General features: G+C 61.6%; 13 protein-coding genes. 8 read left to right on the top strand and 5 right to left on the bottom strand.

Translation table 11 applies throughout. The annotated features are described in order from the left end of the window. The first annotated feature begins 106 nt into the window (after window positions 1–106). From ACMVPR_RS13255 to ACMVPR_RS13220, 8 genes are read left to right on the top strand one after another with little or no spacing between them, the layout of a single operon-like run. Window positions 107–709: a Rieske 2Fe-2S domain-containing protein gene (locus tag ACMVPR_RS13255; protein WP_416883271.1), complete on the top strand. Its 603-nt coding sequence runs from the start codon at window positions 107–109 to the stop codon at window positions 707–709. After that, a complete protein-coding gene (locus ACMVPR_RS13250) occupies window positions 706–1,542 on the top strand; it encodes an aromatic ring-hydroxylating dioxygenase subunit alpha (RefSeq protein WP_416883270.1) in 837 nt (278 codons plus the stop codon). The genes ACMVPR_RS13255 and ACMVPR_RS13250 overlap by 4 nt, the downstream gene beginning before the upstream one ends. Continuing rightward, a complete protein-coding gene (locus ACMVPR_RS13245) occupies window positions 1,539–2,153 on the top strand; it encodes a glutathione S-transferase family protein (protein WP_416883269.1) in 615 nt (204 codons plus the stop codon). The genes ACMVPR_RS13250 and ACMVPR_RS13245 overlap by 4 nt, the downstream gene beginning before the upstream one ends. After that, window positions 2,150–3,547, top strand: a complete 1,398-nt coding sequence (locus tag ACMVPR_RS13240) for an amidohydrolase (protein WP_416883268.1) — start codon at window positions 2,150–2,152, stop codon at window positions 3,545–3,547. The genes ACMVPR_RS13245 and ACMVPR_RS13240 overlap by 4 nt, the downstream gene beginning before the upstream one ends. Further along, complete coding sequence (locus ACMVPR_RS13235; RefSeq protein ID WP_300580411.1) at window positions 3,540–4,634, top strand: BMP family ABC transporter substrate-binding protein; 1,095 nt, start codon at window positions 3,540–3,542, stop codon at window positions 4,632–4,634. The genes ACMVPR_RS13240 and ACMVPR_RS13235 overlap by 8 nt, the downstream gene beginning before the upstream one ends. Continuing rightward, window positions 4,631–6,130, top strand: coding sequence for an ABC transporter ATP-binding protein (locus ACMVPR_RS13230; RefSeq protein ID WP_416883267.1), 1,500 nt, complete (start codon window positions 4,631–4,633; stop codon window positions 6,128–6,130). The genes ACMVPR_RS13235 and ACMVPR_RS13230 overlap by 4 nt, the downstream gene beginning before the upstream one ends. After that, on the top strand, window positions 6,127–7,197 hold the full coding sequence (locus tag ACMVPR_RS13225) for an ABC transporter permease (protein WP_416883266.1): 1,071 nt from the start codon (window positions 6,127–6,129) through the stop codon (window positions 7,195–7,197). The genes ACMVPR_RS13230 and ACMVPR_RS13225 overlap by 4 nt, the downstream gene beginning before the upstream one ends. After that, window positions 7,194–8,069: an ABC transporter permease gene (locus ACMVPR_RS13220; RefSeq protein WP_300580420.1), complete on the top strand. Its 876-nt coding sequence runs from the start codon at window positions 7,194–7,196 to the stop codon at window positions 8,067–8,069. Before ACMVPR_RS13225 ends, ACMVPR_RS13220 begins: the two co-directional genes overlap by 4 nt. Here ACMVPR_RS13220 and ACMVPR_RS13215 read toward each other — a convergent pair. The 5 genes from ACMVPR_RS13215 to ACMVPR_RS13195 all read right to left on the bottom strand — a co-directional run bounded on the left by ACMVPR_RS13215 (window position 8,038) and on the right by ACMVPR_RS13195 (window position 17,349). Next, window positions 8,038–9,075, bottom strand: a complete 1,038-nt coding sequence (locus tag ACMVPR_RS13215; RefSeq protein WP_416883265.1) for an MvdC/MvdD family ATP grasp protein — start codon at window positions 9,073–9,075, stop codon at window positions 8,038–8,040. The two genes, ACMVPR_RS13220 and ACMVPR_RS13215, sit on opposite strands and share 32 nt — an antisense overlap. Before the next feature lie 58 nt (window positions 9,076–9,133). Continuing rightward, complete coding sequence (locus ACMVPR_RS13210) at window positions 9,134–10,672, bottom strand: trypsin-like serine peptidase (RefSeq protein ID WP_416883264.1); 1,539 nt, start codon at window positions 10,670–10,672, stop codon at window positions 9,134–9,136. Window positions 10,673–10,773: 101 nt separating this feature from the next. Beyond that, window positions 10,774–13,311: a trypsin-like peptidase domain-containing protein gene (locus ACMVPR_RS13205; RefSeq protein WP_416883263.1), complete on the bottom strand. Its 2,538-nt coding sequence runs from the start codon at window positions 13,309–13,311 to the stop codon at window positions 10,774–10,776. A 66-nt stretch (window positions 13,312–13,377) separates the two neighbouring features. Beyond that, complete coding sequence (locus tag ACMVPR_RS13200) at window positions 13,378–15,171, bottom strand: peroxidase family protein (RefSeq protein ID WP_416883262.1); 1,794 nt, start codon at window positions 15,169–15,171, stop codon at window positions 13,378–13,380. A gap of 111 nt (window positions 15,172–15,282) precedes the next feature. Continuing rightward, entirely contained in the window at window positions 15,283–17,349 is a 2,067-nt protein-coding gene (locus tag ACMVPR_RS13195) for a S8 family serine peptidase (protein ID WP_416883261.1), read from the bottom strand.

Raw genomic sequence — 17,349 nt, 5'->3', positions numbered from 1 at the left:
GCAATAATTGGGCAGTTTTTTCCGTTTTCGGCAGATGCTGGGACGCCGCCGTATTGATCGTCGAAATCCGGTCTGTCTTACTCGTCTCGACTTCCGCGGAGAGAACATGGACTGGGTTGCTGTAGCTTTGAAGATGGATGTTCCGCCTGGCGTGGTCATCCCCAGCCGCATCTCCGACAGCGAACTTGCAATCTGGTGCACGCCGTCGGGGCGCTATCACGCCTGGTCCGACCGGTGTCCGCATCGCGGGATGCGCCTGTCGCACGGGTTTGTACGCGGCGACACGCTCGCCTGCATCTATCACGGTTGGCAATATAACGAGGCAGGCTCCTGCGACTACATCCCGGCGCATCCAAAGCTGACTCCGCCAGACACGATCTGCGTGCCTACCTATCGCTGCGTGGAAGACGGCGGGGTGATCTGGGTGTCCTTGACCGAGACCGACAGCCCGCTGCCGATGCTTGGCGGTCGCGACCCGATCCGCTCCCTGCAGATCAGCCTCTCGGCACCCGACCTTGCCGCGCATTTCGGGGCCCATAGCTTTACAACAATTGCCGTTGTCTCCGACCATGACGCGTTGCTTGCCGTGCAGCCGTGTACGGATCGCACCTGTATGGTTCATGCGCTTGCCGCGCCCGACGCCGACCGCAAGGCCGTGTCGCGCTGGCTCGAAGACCTGCGCGCTACTCTGGAAAGGGTGCCGGCATGAACGCGGCCATCGACAATCACTGGTATCCCGTCGCGATGATCTCGGGCATCGACGCCCCGCGCGAAACTTTACTGCTTGGTAAAAAAATCTCTTTGGGCCGCGAAGATGGAACCTGCTGGGTCTTGGACGCATCTGGCGCTGAGTTGCCCACCGTAGAACGGTTCGGCCATCTCTGGACCAGCCCGGGCCAACCCAATCGTGACCTCTTCACCATCCCCGAGGCCGACAGCCCCGGACGCCGTTTGGTGGATGTGGGGTCGGTCAAGGTCAAATGTTCGCCGCTCCGGGCGGTTGAGAACTTCCTCGACATCGCGCATTTCCCGTTTGTGCACACCGACATTCTGGGCGCCGAGCCACATACGGAAGTGGATCGCTACGACGTGAAGATCCGCGAAGAGGTGGACGAGGTCTGGGCAACCAAGGTGAAGTTCTACCAACCGCAGGCCGCAAAATCCGCTGCGGGCGGGATCACCACGGAATACATGTACCGCGTGCCCGCGCCGACCTGTTCGGTGCTCTACAAGACCTGCCCACCGCGCCCCGGCGAATGGGATGTCATCACACTCTTTGTCCAACCTCTGACCGAAGAATGGTGCGAGGTGTGGCCGTGGATGGCGCTTTATGACGACGATTCCACCATGTCCGAGATGGTCAGCTTCCAGCAGTTGATCTTCATGCAGGACCGGTCGATCCTGGAGAACCAGTTGCCGCGCAAGCTGCCGCTCGATCCGGGGATGGAGGTGCCGACACAGGCCGACATGACCTCGGTCGCCTATCGCCGTTGGCTCAAGAAGATCGGCTATACCTACGGCGCACAGTTGGTGGCTGCATGATCCTTTACGACTACGTCCTGAGCGCCAGTTGCTACAAGGTCCGTCTGATGGCGGCGCTGCTCGGCACGCCGCTCAACCTGCGGGCGGTGAACTTTCACCCGGGCCGCGAACACAAGTCGGCCGAGATGCTGGCGCTGAACCCGAAGGGCACGCTGCCGATCCTGCAAGACGGCGACACGGTTCTGACCGACAGCGCTGACATCCTGCGTCACCTGACGGCGGATCATCCGGAATGGCAAAATACCGATGATGACCGCTGGCTGGCCTTCGCATCTGACCTCAACGACAGCCTTGGCCTTGCCCGTCTGCACGACGTGATTGGATACGAAGCTGACATCGACCAAGCCCGCGCGAAGGGTGTCTCCGCGCTGCGCAAGCTGGAGGCGCATCTGACGGAACAACGCTTTGATGGCTTGATCTTCCTCACCGGTTCCAATCCAACCATCGCGGACATTGCTTGTTTCCCGAACACCGCGCTCGCCCCGGATGGAGGTGTGACTCTCGATCCATATCCATCCACACGCCTTTGGATGCGCGCCATCCGATCCCTGCCGGGGTTCATCGAAATGCCCGGCATCCACCGTTTGCATGAACTGGCGCACCCGGCATGACCGCGATCCTTCTCAAGAACTGCGAGGCGATTGTCACCTCGGCCAGCGATCCGGTCCTGCGGCACTGCGATATCCTTTGCGAGAACGGCGCGATCGTGGCGATTGCCCCGGACCTGTCGCGACAAGCACCCGAGGGAACAGACATCATCGACGCCACGGGGCACTTCATCTATCCCGGCCTCGTCAACACGCATCACCATTTCTTCCAATGCTTCGTGCGCAACCGCGCCGAATTGGACTGGACGCGCTATTCAGTGATCGAATGGCTGGACCGCATCTACCCCATCTTCTCGCGCCTGTCCGAGGACTGTTTCTACCACAGCTCTGTCGTGGCGATGGCCGAGTTGATCAAGCATGGCTGCACCACGGCGTTTGACCACCAGTACTGCTTTCCACGCCATGCCGGATCGCACATCATCGACCGGCAATTCGAGGCGGCAGAGCTTTTGGGCATGCGCTTTCACGCGGGGCGCGGGGGCAACACGTTGCCCAAGTCGGAAGGCAGCACGATCCCGGACGAGATGCTCGAAAGCACAGATGAATTCATTAGCGCCTGTGAACGCGCAATTGACGCGTTTCACGATCCCGCACCGCTGTCGATGCAGCAGGTGGCGGTTGCTCCCTGCCAACCGGTCAACTGCTATCGCGAGACATTCGAGCAGTCCGTCGCGCTGGCCCGCGAAAAGGGTGTGATCCTGCACAGCCATGTGGGCGAGGGCGAAAGCCCGGTGATCGAACAGGTGCACGGGATGCGCACCGTGGACTATTGCGAAGAGATCGGGTTCGCCGGGGCGGACGTGTTCTATGCCCATGGCTGGGAACTCACGCGCGCTGAACTGGCCAAGCTGGCGGCGTCGGGTACGGGCGTCTCGCACTGCCCCGAACCCGTCTATCTGGTCGGGGCCGAGGTGACGGATATCCCAGCCATGGATGCGTTGGGCGTTCGGGTGGGCCTTGGCTGCGATGGCGCGGCGTCGAACGATAATTCGAACCTCATGCACTGCATCCATTCCGGTTACATGCTGCAATGCCTCGTCGCGTCGACCCGGCAAGACGGGGTTCCGGTGCCCGGAAGGTTCCTGCATTACGCGACCGAAGGTGGCGCGTCGCTGCTGGGGCGCACGGACATCGGCGCATTGCGCCCCGGAATGGCGGCAGACCTGTTCGCCATCGACACCCGCAAGCTTGATTTCGTCGGCACACGCCATGATCCGATCAGCCTTTTGGCCAAGGTTGGCGTCGGCGCGCCCACGGATCTTACCATGATCAACGGCCGCATCGTCTGGCACAAAGGCGAATTTCCGGGGATCGACGAAGGCGCGCTGTTCGCAGCCGCCGAAGAGACACTTCACACCATTCTGCCAAACACAACCAACGGGGATAACCATGTCTGATACTCTCAAACGCCGCAGTTTTCTGAAAGGCACGCTTGCCGCCACAACCGCACTTGCGCTGCCGATGCGCGCACATGCGCAGGAGGTTCTCAAGATGGGCGTCGTGCTGCCATCGCCCGCCGCTGATGTGGGCTGGTCGCACACGCTCATGGAAGGTGTGAACACCGTCAAAGAGGCCTATGGCGACAAGCTGGAAGTGACCGTTCTGGAAAACATCGCCGAGGGTCCGGATGCGGACCGTATCGCCAACGGTCTTGTGGCTGAGGGGCACAAGGTTCTGCTGCTCGGCTCGTTCGGCTATCAGAACGGTGGCATCCAGATCGCCAAGCGCAACCGCGATGTGTCGATCATCCACGCCTCGGGCTTCATGGTCGAGCCGAATTTTGCGCCCTTCACGGCCAAATACTGGCAGGGCACCTATCTCATGGGCATGGCTGCCGCGTCGCTGACCAAGACCAAGAAGATCGGCTGCGTTGGCGCGTTTGCGATCCCGGAACTGATCACCTCGATCAACGCCTTCATGCTGGGCGCGCTGTCGGTCGATCCCGAAATCACCATGAGCGTCGTCTGGGTGAACAGCTGGTTCGACCCCGCATCGGAACAGGAAGCGGCCAAGGCGTTGATTTCGCAGGATGTCGACATCCTCTTCTCGAACGCGCAGGACACACCGTCCGTGATCGCCGTCGCGGAAGAGGCCGGGGTCTATGCGTACAACCTCAACTCCTCGATGAAGAAATACGCGCCGAGCAAATATCTTGGCGTCGTCGGCACCGATTGGGGCCCGCACTTCAAGCGTCTGGTCGATGGTCATGTCGCAGGCAATTTCCCCGGTGCGAACTACTGGCTGGGCATGGAAGACGACGTGGTCTTTACCGCCGACTGGAACCCGGACATCCCGGCTGACATGATTGCGCAAATCGAAGCCAAGCAGGCTGAAATCGCCACCGGAGACTTTGTCGTCTTCAAAGGCCCGCTCACCGATCAAGCTGGTGCTGAGCGTGTTGCGGACGGCGTTGCCATGACGGATGACGAGATCATCAGCATGGACTGGCATGTGGCGGGCGTCACCACGCCGCTGCCGTCGTGAGCCAGCCTGCGCTGCTGAGGCTTTCAAAGGTCTCCAAGCGCTACGGCACGGTTCAGGCCAATCATGACATCGACCTCGAGGTTCATTCGGGGTCGATCCATGCCGTGTTGGGCGAAAACGGGGCAGGCAAATCCACCCTGATGAAGCTCATCTACGGGGTCGAACAGCCGGATTCGGGCCATATTTACTGGAACGGGCAAGAGGTTCATCTTGCCCGACCATCGGACGCGCAAGCGCTGGGCATCGGGATGGTGTTCCAGCATTTCTCGCTCTTCGAGACGTTGAGCGTCGTGCAGAACGTGTCGCTGATGATCCCCGGAAAACCGGCAGAATTGGCGCAGAAGATCACCGATCTGGGCGACCAGTTCGGGCTGTCCGTCGATCCGCACGCGATGGTGCATCGGCTGTCGGTAGGCGAACGCCAGCGGGTCGAGATCATTCGCTGTCTGCTGCTCAACCCCAAGCTTTTGATCCTTGATGAGCCAACCTCGGTCTTGCCGCCGCAAAGCGTGCGCCGCCTGTTTGAGACCCTGCGCAAGTTACAGGCCGAGGGCATGGCGATCCTGTTCATCTCGCACAAGCTGGATGAGATCCGGGAGCTGTGCGACACCGCCAGCGTTCTGCGCGGTGGGGAGGTGACAGGTCGCGTCGACCCCCGCGAACACGACGCCCGGTCGCTGGCACAGCTGATGATCGGGCGCGAGATGCCGAACGTGGCCCATGCCGCGCCGCAACCGCCGGGCGAGGAACGCCTGCGTCTCAATGCGCTGAGCCATCCGCGTGCCAGCAGGTTTGGCACCGCGCTGGACGGGATCGACCTCAAGCTGCGCAGCGGGGAGATCATCGGCATCGCCGGAATTTCCGGCAATGGGCAGCAGGAACTGGCTGCGCTCATCTCGGGCGAAACCCGCGCACATGAACCCGGCATGATCGAAATCATGGGCAAGAAGGTCGGGCACCTTGGCCCGATGGCGCGGCGCAAGCTGGGCTTTGCCTTTGTCCCCGAAGAACGGTTAGGGCGCGGGGCGGTGCCAGAGATGTCCTTGGCCGACAACAGCCTTCTGACGGCGCATAGCCGCAACATGCTGTCGCGCGGGTTCATCAAGCGGGCCGCTGAACGCGCGTTTACACGAGAATGTATCCAAGCCTTTGACGTGCGCACGCCCGGACCTGACGCCGAGGCTGGCGCAATGTCGGGTGGGAATTTGCAGAAGTTCATCCTCGGGCGCGAAATCATGCTGAACCCCGATGTGATGCTCGTGTCACAGCCCACATGGGGCGTCGACATCGGGGCCGCGACCGCGATCCGCCGCCGTCTTCTCGACATGCGCGATCAGGGCTGCGCGATCCTCGTGATTTCCGAGGAAATGGATGAGTTGTTCGAGATCTGCAGCAAGCTCCATGTGCTTCATAAAGGGCATCTGTCGCCCGCCCTGAACGCCGCCGAGACCACACCGCAAGAGATTGGTCGTTACATGATTGGGGCTGAGACGTGAAACTCCGATTGATCCGCCGTGACTCCGCCTCGCGGCTTGCGATGTTCACCGCGCCCGTGCTTGCGCTTTTGCTCACCTGTCTGGCAAGCCTTGTCCTTTTTGCAGCCCTTGGCAAACCCGCTGGCGCGGCGCTTCATGCGCTGCTGCTCAAGCCGTTTCTGAGCTGGTACAGCTTTTCCGAAGTCCTTCTGAAGATGGCGCCTTTGTTGCTGATCGCCCAAGGTCTGGCCATCGGGTTTCGCGCCAACGTGTTCAACATCGGGGCGGAAGGCCAGTTCATCGTCGGCGCGCTGTGTGCCTCCTCCTTGCCGGTCTATTTCCCTGACGGGAATTTCCCGATGATGCTGCCTGCAATGATCGCGTTCGGCGCGTTGGGGGGCACGATTTACGCCTTGATCGCTGCTGCCTTGCGCACGCGCTTTGGGGCGTCCGAGATCCTTGTCACGCTGATGATGGCTCTGATCGCGGTGCAGATCCTGAACTACCTTCTGCTGGGGCCGTGGAAAGACCCGCGCGGGTTCAATTTCCCGCAGACGGTGATGTTCCCCGACAACGCGATGCTGCCGATCCTGTTCGACGGGACACGCACCAACATTTCGCTGCTCTTTGCGCTGGCCGCCAGCGTCTTTGCCTATCTGATGATGCAGCACCATTTCCGGGGCTACCAGCTGCGCACAGCCGGTTTGGCACCGCGTGCCGCCCTCTATGCTGGGTTCTCTGCACCCAGAATGGTCTGGCTGGGCCTTGGCTTGGGAGGGCTCGCCGCCGGGATCGCCGGTGCGAGCGAAGTGGCTGGGCCGCTGGGTCAACTCCAGCGCTCGGTCACGTCAGGCTACGGCTATGCGGCGATCATCGTCGCCTATGTGGGCGGGCTGAACCCGCTGGGGATCATCGCATCCAGCTTTCTGATTTCGGTGATCTATATCGGCGGCGACAGCGCGACCGTCTCCGCCGGCCTGCCCGTCGCGGCGGTCGAGGTGTTTCAGGGATTGCTCCTCTTCTTCTACCTGCTGACCTTTACCCTGATCCGCTTCCGGATCGAGATTGACCGTAAGGTGGCGGCATGAGCGGGCTGGAGTTTCTGCTGGCGGGAACGCTGGCCGCCTCATTGCCGTTGCTGCTGGCGGCGCTGGGCGAGATGGTTGTCGAAAAGACCGGGCTTCTGAACCTCGGGCTTGAGGGGATGATGGCCATTGGCGCGGCGATTGCCTTTATCTGCGTCTATCATACCGGGTCGCATGTGGTCGGATTTCTGGCTGCGGCACTGGTGAGCACGGTGATTGCCATGCTGTTTGCCTTTCTCGTGATCGGCGTGCGCGCCAACGAAGTGGCGGCGGGGCTGGCGATCGGCGTTCTGGGCTTGGGTCTGTCAGCGCTGTTCGGGAAAACCTATGAAAGCCTCACCATCAAAGGGCTGCCAAAGATCGACATTCCGGTGCTGTCAGACATCCCCGTAATAGGGCCAACTCTGTTGACACAAGACATCGTCGTGTGGCTGGCCATCGCCGGAACAGTTGCGCTCTGGTGGGTCCTGAACCGGACAAAGCTGGGCCTGATTATCGCAGCGGTAGGCGAAAACGCTGATGCGGCGCGGTCCATCGGCTATCCGGTGATGATGATCCGTCTGGTTGCCGTCGCCTTTGGCGGTGCCATGTGCGGTATCGCAGGGGCGTATGCGTCAACGGTTTACACACCACTTTGGGCCGATGGCATGATCGCCGGGCGCGGCTGGATCGCGCTGGCGCTGGTGGTCTTCGGAACGTGGCAGACTGGGCGAGTGGCCTTTGGCGCACTGCTTTTCGGTATCCTGTCTTTGGGCGAGCTGACAGCCCAGGCGATGGGCGTGGGTTTACCGTCGCAAGTGCTGTCGAGCTTGCCGTATCTGGTCACCATCCTGATGCTTGTGGTTATCTCGCGACGACGGTCTGGTCTGATCTGAACGTAGGTAATGGCGCGCGAATGACCCGACCCATGATTGGGTCAGTGAGTGTTGGGACCCGTTTGGTGTCTGCGCGTTCCACCAGACAGTCCGCCACAGCTTTGCTGATGGGCTGGCCGGTCTGGTCTTCGACAAACAGCCACTGCCCGGCGGGGTTGATTTCGAGGAACACCTCCTCGCCGTTCGGGCGCCGCCGGAAGTCGATCGCGCCGTAGGTCAGGTCGAGCGCTTGCATCAGCTTTCGGATGCCCGCCTCTGTTTCGGGGGCCAGCGTGGTGGGTGTGATCGCCACATTCATGTCCATGCGGAAATCAACGCGATAGGCTGCCTTCTGGCTGTCGATGGCTGCGGCGAAAATCTGGTCGCCCACAACGGTCACACGCAGGTCGCAGGTGGCCTCAATGTATTCCTGAAAAATCACCGGCGCGTATTTGACGGCGTCGATCTTGTTCAACTCCTCCGTCTTCAGAAGCCGCGTCTCGCGCCAGGCATCCTCGCTGCCCTGGAAGGGTTTGTAGATGGTCCGGTCCACGCCTTCGCGGTCGATGAACGCGCGGGCGGCGTCGGGATCGGTGGTGATGAGCGTGCGCGGCATGGTCAGGCCAACCGAGCGCGCCACATCAAGCTGCCACGCCTTCCGGCTGGCATCCTGATCGCGGCTTGGCACATTGATCCACTTCGCATCAAGCGACAGCCACAGCCCCTGGATCGCCTCGTCCACCTCGCGAATGGCGAAATGGTCGAGGACGGGATCGGTCACGTCCGGGTGCATGCCATAAGGCTGCGGTCTGCGCCACCAGACAGAGGACACCTTAGACAGATCAATCGTCCGGCCCCGATACTGCATCAAACGGCGGGACGAAGACTGACCCGCTTCGAAGATCAGGTGCGCGTCCTTGGGGAAATCGGCAAGGTTGAGCAGAGTGGCGGTGTGACCGCTTTCGGCGATGTGCTGCATCACGTGGCGGGCATGAACATCGTCGTCACTGGAAAGAATGAGGATCATGGGAAATCTCCGATTAAGGGGCGTCGGAAAGGGCCGCGAAGGCCCTTTCCTGAGGCGATCAGTTTTGGGGATCGTCGAACAGCGCTTCGATCTCGGCCATCTCGGTCAGGATCTGTTCTGCCATCGCTGACAGCTCTTCGTAATAGACGACAAGCTCTTCGATCTGCTGCGCCTCGGCATCGCCGGTGTAGGTCTGCTGGAGACCCGCCATCGCGCCGGTGGCATGGTGTGGCGTTGCCATGACGAATGGCATTGCGCCTGCTTCGCCCAGGCGCCCACCGCGCAATCCGCCGAACCGATCCGGGATGCGGTCCGAGAACTGCTTGTCGAGCCCGCTGACCTTGCGGTCGCCAATGGGGTCTGTGCCCCGATCTGCAAGAATGCTGGTCGGGCCCTGGTCAAGCACAATGCTTGTCGGCCCGCGATCCAGAAGGATATTGGTCGGCCCGCGATCGTCGATGATCGAGGTCGGACGCAGATCGCGCAGAATATTGGTTGGACCCCGGTCATCGATGACATTCGTCGGAAACTTGTCCAAGACAACTGTGGTGGGTTGCCGGTCGAAGGTCGGCAATGTGTTGATCTGATCATCGCGGACGGTGGTCAGACGATCCGACTGGATCGTCGTGATCCTGTCGGCCACCATGCTCGTAATGATATCGCGGATCGTGTTGGTGTGCGCCCCGATCGCCTGAATGGTCGGAGACGCTGCACGAACGCGCGTGATCCGCACACCAAAGTTCGACCCGGTCATCGCCGCGTTGCAGCCGCCATTGGTGTGGATGCCGACGATGCAGCCATCGCTGGCGCGCAGGATGCCGGACCCGGAATTGCCCCCCAGCGTGTCGATGTCGTTATACCGAACGCGGAAGTCCTCGAAGCTGGTGATGGGTCCCGCTTCGATCCGCTTGGGTTGCCCGGCGGGGTGGCCGATGATGCAGATCATGTCGCCCTGGTTGCCATCGTCTTCGGCAAGACGGGTGACGCCGAACTGCTGGCCGGGGTTGCCGGACAGACGGACGATGGCAAAGTCGAGACCATCAAGACGGTATTCGATCAGCTCTTCCACGGCAAAGGACACCGGGCTTTGCAGAACGCCATTGCTGTCGACCTGGAAATTGAACTCCACATTCATCCGTGTGGCGATTTCCTGTGACGAGATGATGTTGTTGGTGCCGTTGATCCGCGGCCTGTTCCAACCGCCGCCGGTCTGGTCAAAGCAATGGCCTGCCGTCAGGAACAGGTTCTCGGTGATCAGCGTACCGGTGCACCACCGCTGCCCCGCGACATTGCCCGGATTGGTGTAGACGCTGGCCAGATTGGTGTGCCAGCGCAGCACGCCGACAGGCCCCTGATGGGTGTCGACAAAGGCACGGGTGACGCCAAGGCTGCCGTCATATTGCTCCACCGGCTGGCTGTCGTCGGTGGTGCCGCATATCGTTTCGCGAATGTCGCCATATTCAAGCCGATCCGGCGTGAGCGACTCTTCGGTCATCTTCTTTCTGAGGATTTCGATGTCACCGAGGTTCGGAACGAATACCGGATCGTTCGGGCTGTCCTGCACGTGGCCGACGCCCTCTTTCTTTGATTTAGCCATGTCTGAATTCCTTGTTGAAATAGGGTCTGAAATTGCGACCGGTTCGTTGATCCGAAGGGAACCAACCTGGCCCGGTTGCGTGCCAGCCAGAGGCGCCGCCCCTAGGACGAGGTTGAAAAAGGGGGGTGGTCCGGAACTCCGATGGAAATGTCAAAACGCAGGGGAATGGTGATGCCCGCCACCTGGGTCGTCGGTGCAGGCCTCGTGTCCCGCGCGAGGGAGGTCGGCGCGCGTTCATTGGTGCGAGGGGACGGCATTTTGAAGCCGCCGGTGTGAACCGCATCACGGCCCACGGCGAGCACCTCTTCGACCAGTTCTGCGCCCGCCGTACCGTCGCGGGACATACGGTCCGCAACGGTCTTGAGATGCGCAACAAGGCGCGACACGCGGATGCCTTCGTTCGCGATCCACTTGACGGTTTTCATCTCGGGATCGGCAGACGGGTTCCAAATGCCGCCATCCACGGTCACGTAATGTCCGGACTCGGTCTGGTCGGGCACACCTGAGTGATGCAGTGCCACCACTTCCCAGAGATCGCTGAACACCGGCGCGCCGGACGAGCCGGGCTGTGTGTCGCCGGTGTAATGCGCCACATGGTCGTTGTCGGGGGGCAGGGCGGTCAGCAGGCTTTCGCGGAACACGACCTGTTTTCGGCCCGCCAGCGGGTGTTGGATGATGTTGACGGGCTGACCCTTGCGGATCTTGCCCTCGACTCCGATCAGCGGCAGATGCCCGAAATCCTCTAGACTGACGCCATCCTCGCTCACCGGCGCCACGGCAACGATGGCCATGTCGAGGCGTTCGTTGGCATGGAACAGGCGTTGGGGTTCCAGTGTGAAGCAGTGGCCAGTGGTCTGGCGGCTGTCGATCTCCAACTCGTAGCGAAACTGCACGGACGCGCGGCTTGCCGCATGATTGTTTTGCAGAACATGGTGGTTGGTCATCAGAACGCCCGGTGCAATCAGGAATCCAGTGCCAAACCCTTGGCCGGTCGAAGTGGACACGATCCGTCCAACCGCTTTTGCAGCCACAAGGGCGCGTTTGATGAACATGACCGACAGGAATTCCTCTGCTTCACCAATCACCCGTTCGAGGATCGCTGCAGTTGCTCCGGTCGGAGGCAGAACGCCGGGTGTTTTGGTTTCCAGACCTTCCAGCGCGGTCTCAAGCTCGCGGCTGAGCTTACGGCCCTGTCCATTGGCGCTCGCGGCGTCCACCATTGTCAGCAGACGACGCGTGTAGGCGTCGATCCGTTCCGGAGTTTCCGCGCTGAGCGGCCGTGCTTCATGCTGCGACTGGAGCACCGACTTGCGCTCTGCATCCGATGCTTTCCAGCGCAGGCTTGCCGCATCGACAACGGCCCGAGGATAGGCGCTTTGATCGGTCGCAGGCGCGTCTGAGATGATCGCGCCGACAGGCTGTTCTTTATCGGCGCGTCCGGACAGGAACGATCCTGCGAAATCGGTTTCGCGCAGGGGTGGCAGTCCCGACAGGGTCTCAAGCCGCAAATCCGCGCTGGTCACATCAGACATCGCAGCCTCGACCGTGCGAAGACGTGGCGTGCTGTCCAGCCCATGGGTCGCACCTGTCCCGATCAGATCAATCGTACCCGCAATCACGTCAGAGCGGTTGCACAGCCAGCCATGCGCGCCTTCGGTATAGTACCGGGCGACATCGCCCATTTCCGCCAGATCGCGCGGCACGGTTCCGTCGCCGTCAAACGACCGGTGATAAGTAAAACCACCCGCGGTTTTGGCCGCGCTGATCACGGTGTCTTCGCCTGTGCCGATGATCTGGTGAAACCGAGTATCAGGTTCGGGCAGGTCATCGCGTCCCAGTCTGGCGGCACGCAGGGCATTGGCGGTTGGCGGTATCGCGCCGTTGGGCCAGAAACTGCGCGTGAAATAGGTCTCATCCGGGCGCTTGTCCGGCGAAGGCATCATCTCGACCAAACCGGGAAAGCCGCGCAGAAACTTGTCGACAATCGTCTTGCGGTCATTGGTCAGATCGGCAAAGCCCAACGGGCCAAGCATGTCGTGGCTGAGGTCAAACACCTGCACCGGCGCATAGGAACCGTGGTTTGGTGTGCCGATGGTCACAACGCGCGAGATCAGGGACCCATCCACGTCCTCTGCCGCCATCTGCCGGGCAACCAGACCACCCATCGAATGGCAGACCAGCGACACGTCGGTGAGGCCGCGATTGCGGATCCGGTCGATCAGCATCTTTCCGGCCACCGCAGGCGATTGCCGCCAGTCGAATGGCATGAATTCGGCGTCAAACCCCGCCAGCGTCAGGCGCAGTTTCATCCGCAGATAGGGGGCGAGAACCGTTCCCGTGGCCGCGACCGTCGCGCCCCATTTCAGCTTGGCAATGCCCCCGGCGGCAAGATCGGTGGGGTCGATCCAGACCAGATCAGCCTGTCCGTTGCGGATTGCACTGAGCCGCGATCCCATGATGCCGGGGAGGATGAAGACCTTTCGACGACGGGCCTCGAACAGCGGTGCTTCGCGTGCGGCATCCTGCGCGAGATGCGACAGGTCTTCATACAGTGCATCTCCGAATTCGGCGCGCAGGGTTGCTTCGTGTTCGCCGGTGCGCAGAAAGGTCTCAACCTGAAAGTCGTCAAAAGGCAGCATGATGTGCTCCTGTCGCAAAGGGGAAAGGGTGGCCGGTCCCCGGGAGGAAAGGACCGGCCGGGGCGGTCAGGCGAGGACCGCCGCAAAGCGCATCCAGCGTTCGATCGTGTCGATCGGGTCGCCATCGGGAGTGCGCAAAGGGCTTTGGTCGGGCGAGAATTCCCGTGACAGTGCCGAGTCAGCGTCGTCCATCAAGGCACCGATGAAGGTGGCGGCGACGATCCAGCTGCCCATCTCACCGAGGCCGGGACCGGCTGTGCCCTCGGCTTCGGCAAGGCAGTAGAACCAGAGCGGGGTGGCGCTGTTGAAGGCGTGACCGTCGAGGAAGGCTGCAAGCTCGGGCTTGTTGTCCAGCCATGCCCGGACATCCGTCTGCGGATCGCTGGTGACCGCGCCGATGCTTTTTAGGTGGGCGTGCAAGGCTTGGCCGGTTGGCAGGCGCAGGCTCTTGCCACGACGCAGATTGCGGCGGGCAAGGTTCCGGAAGAGGGCACGCAATGCAGCCCCGTCTGGCGTGCCTGCGTCGAAATCTCCGCCTTCGTTCGCCATGTCACCCAAGGGCGGCGCGATCACCGTGTCCACCGCGCGCGCCACGCGCTGCGGGCCGCCATCGGCAAAGCTGGCATCGGGGGTCACGAACCGCGCCCAGTCGATGACCCAGTTCTTGGGGATGTTGTTCAGGTTCAACCCGAACCGCGCCCCGATACCGCCGCCGCCGGTGAAGGCGAAGATCTGATCGAACGGGGCCGTACCGTTGGGGCGGCCAAACGTACGGTTGTAGTCGTAGATATTGCGGACCATCGAATGGCCGAACCGGAAGGCAGCAACCGAAAATTCCAGCGGGATCACGTTGCCCACCACACGCCCCGGATTGCGCGCGGCATAGTCCGCGCGGAAGGCGTCATAATGCGCGTTGCGGGTGTCGAGGATGCGGCTCACGACCGCTGGGTCGCAGATGTCCTTGAGATAGCCATGCACGACCAGCCACTGGTAATGCAGCTTGGTCAGAGACTTGGCGGCGTCAAAATCTGCAATCCAGCCAGTGTCGTTCTCGGTCAGGAAATCTACCACCTTGTTGTGAAACCGCAGAAAGCTCAGGTGGAATTGCGCGATGATGATGTTTTCGTCATTGCGCATGTCGCCGATCAGCGCACGCTTGGGCAGTCCGGCTTCAAACTTGGCAAATGCGTCGTCGTTCATCTGTGCGCGGGCAATGTCTAGCGCAGCATCGCGGACCTTTTGCTCGACCTGATGAAAGCGTGGCAGGTCACGGTGCGGATCCAGCGTGTCGTCGGGTAGGGGGCCCGGTTCGACCGCTGTCCCGACGCGCATCTTGGCGGTGTGGACCGGATGGCGCAGGCCTGTGCGCAGGACGGACGCGGCATGTTGAATGGATGGGTCTGAAAACGTGCCGACAGGCAGCCCGCCATAGACCGAGTCGAGGTCAAAGCGCGGCGTGCGCGCGTTCTTGAGTTGACGTTCGATCTCTTCGCCCGTGGCCTTAGGTGTCGGGTCGTCAATGCCGGTCAGATCGCTTTCGCGGTCGGTCCGGGCGGTCAGTTCGTGATCAAGGAACTGCCCCCAATAGGTCAGGACCGGTGCCAATGCGCCATCGGGCGTGGCATCTACGGTATCGACATCGGGAACCATGAGGTCGCCCAACTGGTCGAGATCGGCGTCCGGTACGGCGGGCAGGTATTGGCTGGCGTCGCCACCGGGAGGCAGCAGAAAGCCGAAGTCGGCGGCTTCGTCCACGGCGATGTCACCGTCGGCGGGGCGCAGCGCCTCAAGAAGTTGAGGTTTTTCGGTGGGTGCGCGTTTCGCCTGCGCCCCACCGTGTGATTGCATTTGGAACGTCATCGTCTTTACTCCGAAGGATCGTGCGCGGCAGGGGCAGCAGCCGCTCGACACGATCCAAAGAGTAAAGAGATGGTTGACGTAGGGTGAGTGAGGACGCTGTGAACGCGTTTTTCACACCCCGATGAACGGCTGCTCCTGTGGGTGTTTCGGAGCGGTGCCGCAGACGGGCGGCACGCGGTAAGGCCCTGTTCTGGCAAGTGTCCGGGCATCGGGTGTTATGCCGGGGTAGAGCTCTGTAAAGCCCTGCCGCGCGGGGTGACCTGCGATGAAGTTTAGCGCGATCAACCGCGTTGCCGTGGCCGCGGCCGCACTTGTCCCGATGATCCGCGCACCCGATCCCGACAGCACCCCGATGGAAGGCAAGCCGGGTCTGAACCAACCTTGATCCGCCGTGGCTGTCGCGGCGGGCAGATTGGCATCGACAACGGCGCCACCCTGTGCGTCGACCTTTATCGACGCGCTACCGCTGTAACCTGAAGGTTTGAGCGTGGTTTCCATGTAGCCCGCGATGCGGAACACAGACGGCGCAGTGCCGATGCCATTGAGGCAGCCAAACCCACGGACCGGGGTCAGGGCTGGTGGTTCGAACACACGAGGCGGTGTTGGGTGGGACAGGTCGACCAGATAGCTTTGCTGGCCGCCGGTGCCCAACTGCGTCGGATCATCGTCACGCTGTACCCAGACGTCAATATGTTCACCTGTGCCAAGCGGGTCGGACCCCGTGTCGATCCTGACCGTCCACAGCCCCACTGGCGTGCGTCGCCCGGCACCAAGACTGCCAGCGGTCGGGATCATCGCCAGCATCACGCGCCAGCGGTTGCCCAGATGTTTGTCTACCGAAAGTTGGCCGATGTTCTTGCCGCCGATTTCGAGTTCAACGAACTGACGGGGATCACCGTCTTTGAGCAGGGGATCAGCCTTGACCGAGATGCTTTGCTGCAACTCGGTCGGATGTCCGGCTGGTGGGGTCACGGTGACAGCCCAGCCTTTTGGGTCGCGATCCGGCGGCAGCCAGATTTCCAGATAGCTCGACGTGCGGTCATCGGGTTTGAGCTGCCAGCCAAAACTGACCCTGCCGTCCTCCAGATCCTCGGGCGCAAACCGTGCATGCATGTTATTGGCAAAGTTGTTGCCCGTCGGCATTACCAGTTCCGTGCAGAGCTGCACCTTGCGCCGGTCCGTGATCAGAGCTTCGACCGCGCGTTCGAAACTCGACTGGCCGTCATGGCGATTGGCACTCCAGCCGTAGCTGAAATTGATCACTAGCGGAATCTCTGGGCAGTTGTACGCCTGCGCGATCATGCGGGCGCGGTTGAAGATGTACTCAATCGCGCTGAGCATCATCATTTCCTTGCCAAAGCCTGACGTGTCCCAGGCGATGGTGTTGGGCAGTTGCACGGCGATCACGGCTGCATCGTCGGGCAGGTCTGTGGCACCCACATACGGGTCATTTCCAGCGGCAATCCCGGCGATATGTGCGCCGTGGGTGGCGTGGTGCATGAGCACAGTGTCCACTTCAGGCAGATCGGCGTCGATGGCATGGGCGGCCTTGTAGGCGCGGATTTCCTGATCGCCAAATTGTGTGCGCAACTGGTCGATCCGGGTGCCCGTTATTTCGCAGCCGAAAGGAACGGCGGCTGATATATCCGCCCGCGCGGCCTGCAGCCAGCACAGGTTGATCCGAGTGTCGCCCGCCGCGTCGCGGAAGGCGCGGTGCAGGAAGGGGATACCGTCATCGATCACACCGATGATGACGCGGGGTTTGACCTTGGGTTTTTGCCAACCCTCGGGCGTGGCGGTCGCGTCGTAGGTTGCGGGCCATGTCACCGGATCAATCGGCATGTTCAGCCTGTAGCGCGTGCCGTTCAGCGCATGCAGGCAGCGCGCCAGTTCCGCGTCTTCCTGCGACGGGTCGGTATCCGGGGTCAGCGCCTTGTTCCACATGGCAAAGGGCGTGACGTCAGGATTGTCCTTCCAGAGCGGCGGGATGCGGATTTCGACGTCATCCGTGCTCGCAAGCATACCCTCACCTTCCATCAGCGCGGTGATGTGGCTCGACGGACCTTTGCGAATGGACGGGAACGCGAAGGGGCGTCCCAAGTCTTCGGAGAAGATCCAGCGTTCATAGGGACCGGTATATTTGTCGATCCGGTCGTCATCATGTCGGTGCGGGAACAT

The organism is Marivita sp. (assembly GCF_048006345.1).
Classification (GTDB): Bacteria; Pseudomonadota; Alphaproteobacteria; order Rhodobacterales; family Rhodobacteraceae; genus Marivita.
The sequence above is the reverse complement of the archived record's forward strand: the minus strand, read 5'-3'. Positions and strand labels throughout refer to the sequence as shown.

What these genes read in the sequence shown, in the direction of transcription:
- ACMVPR_RS13255 (WP_416883271.1), top strand. Translation starts at nt 107, where the DNA reads ATGGACTGGGTTGCTGTAGCTTTGAAGATGGATGTTCCGCCTGGCGTG.
- ACMVPR_RS13250 (WP_416883270.1), top strand. Translation starts at nt 706, where the DNA reads ATGAACGCGGCCATCGACAATCACTGGTATCCCGTCGCGATGATCTCG.
- ACMVPR_RS13245 (WP_416883269.1), top strand. Translation starts at nt 1,539, where the DNA reads ATGATCCTTTACGACTACGTCCTGAGCGCCAGTTGCTACAAGGTCCGT.
- ACMVPR_RS13240 (WP_416883268.1), top strand. Translation starts at nt 2,150, where the DNA reads ATGACCGCGATCCTTCTCAAGAACTGCGAGGCGATTGTCACCTCGGCC.
- ACMVPR_RS13235 (WP_300580411.1), top strand. Translation starts at nt 3,540, where the DNA reads ATGTCTGATACTCTCAAACGCCGCAGTTTTCTGAAAGGCACGCTTGCC.
- ACMVPR_RS13220 (WP_300580420.1), top strand. Translation starts at nt 7,194, where the DNA reads ATGAGCGGGCTGGAGTTTCTGCTGGCGGGAACGCTGGCCGCCTCATTG.
- ACMVPR_RS13215 (WP_416883265.1), bottom strand. Translation starts at nt 9,075, where the DNA reads ATGATCCTCATTCTTTCCAGTGACGACGATGTTCATGCCCGCCACGTG.
- ACMVPR_RS13210 (WP_416883264.1), bottom strand. Translation starts at nt 10,672, where the DNA reads ATGGCTAAATCAAAGAAAGAGGGCGTCGGCCACGTGCAGGACAGCCCG.
- ACMVPR_RS13205 (WP_416883263.1), bottom strand. Translation starts at nt 13,311, where the DNA reads ATGCTGCCTTTTGACGACTTTCAGGTTGAGACCTTTCTGCGCACCGGC.
- ACMVPR_RS13200 (WP_416883262.1), bottom strand. Translation starts at nt 15,171, where the DNA reads ATGACGTTCCAAATGCAATCACACGGTGGGGCGCAGGCGAAACGCGCA.
- ACMVPR_RS13195 (WP_416883261.1), bottom strand. Translation starts at nt 17,349, where the DNA reads ATGTTCCCGCACCGACATGATGACGACCGGATCGACAAATATACCGGT.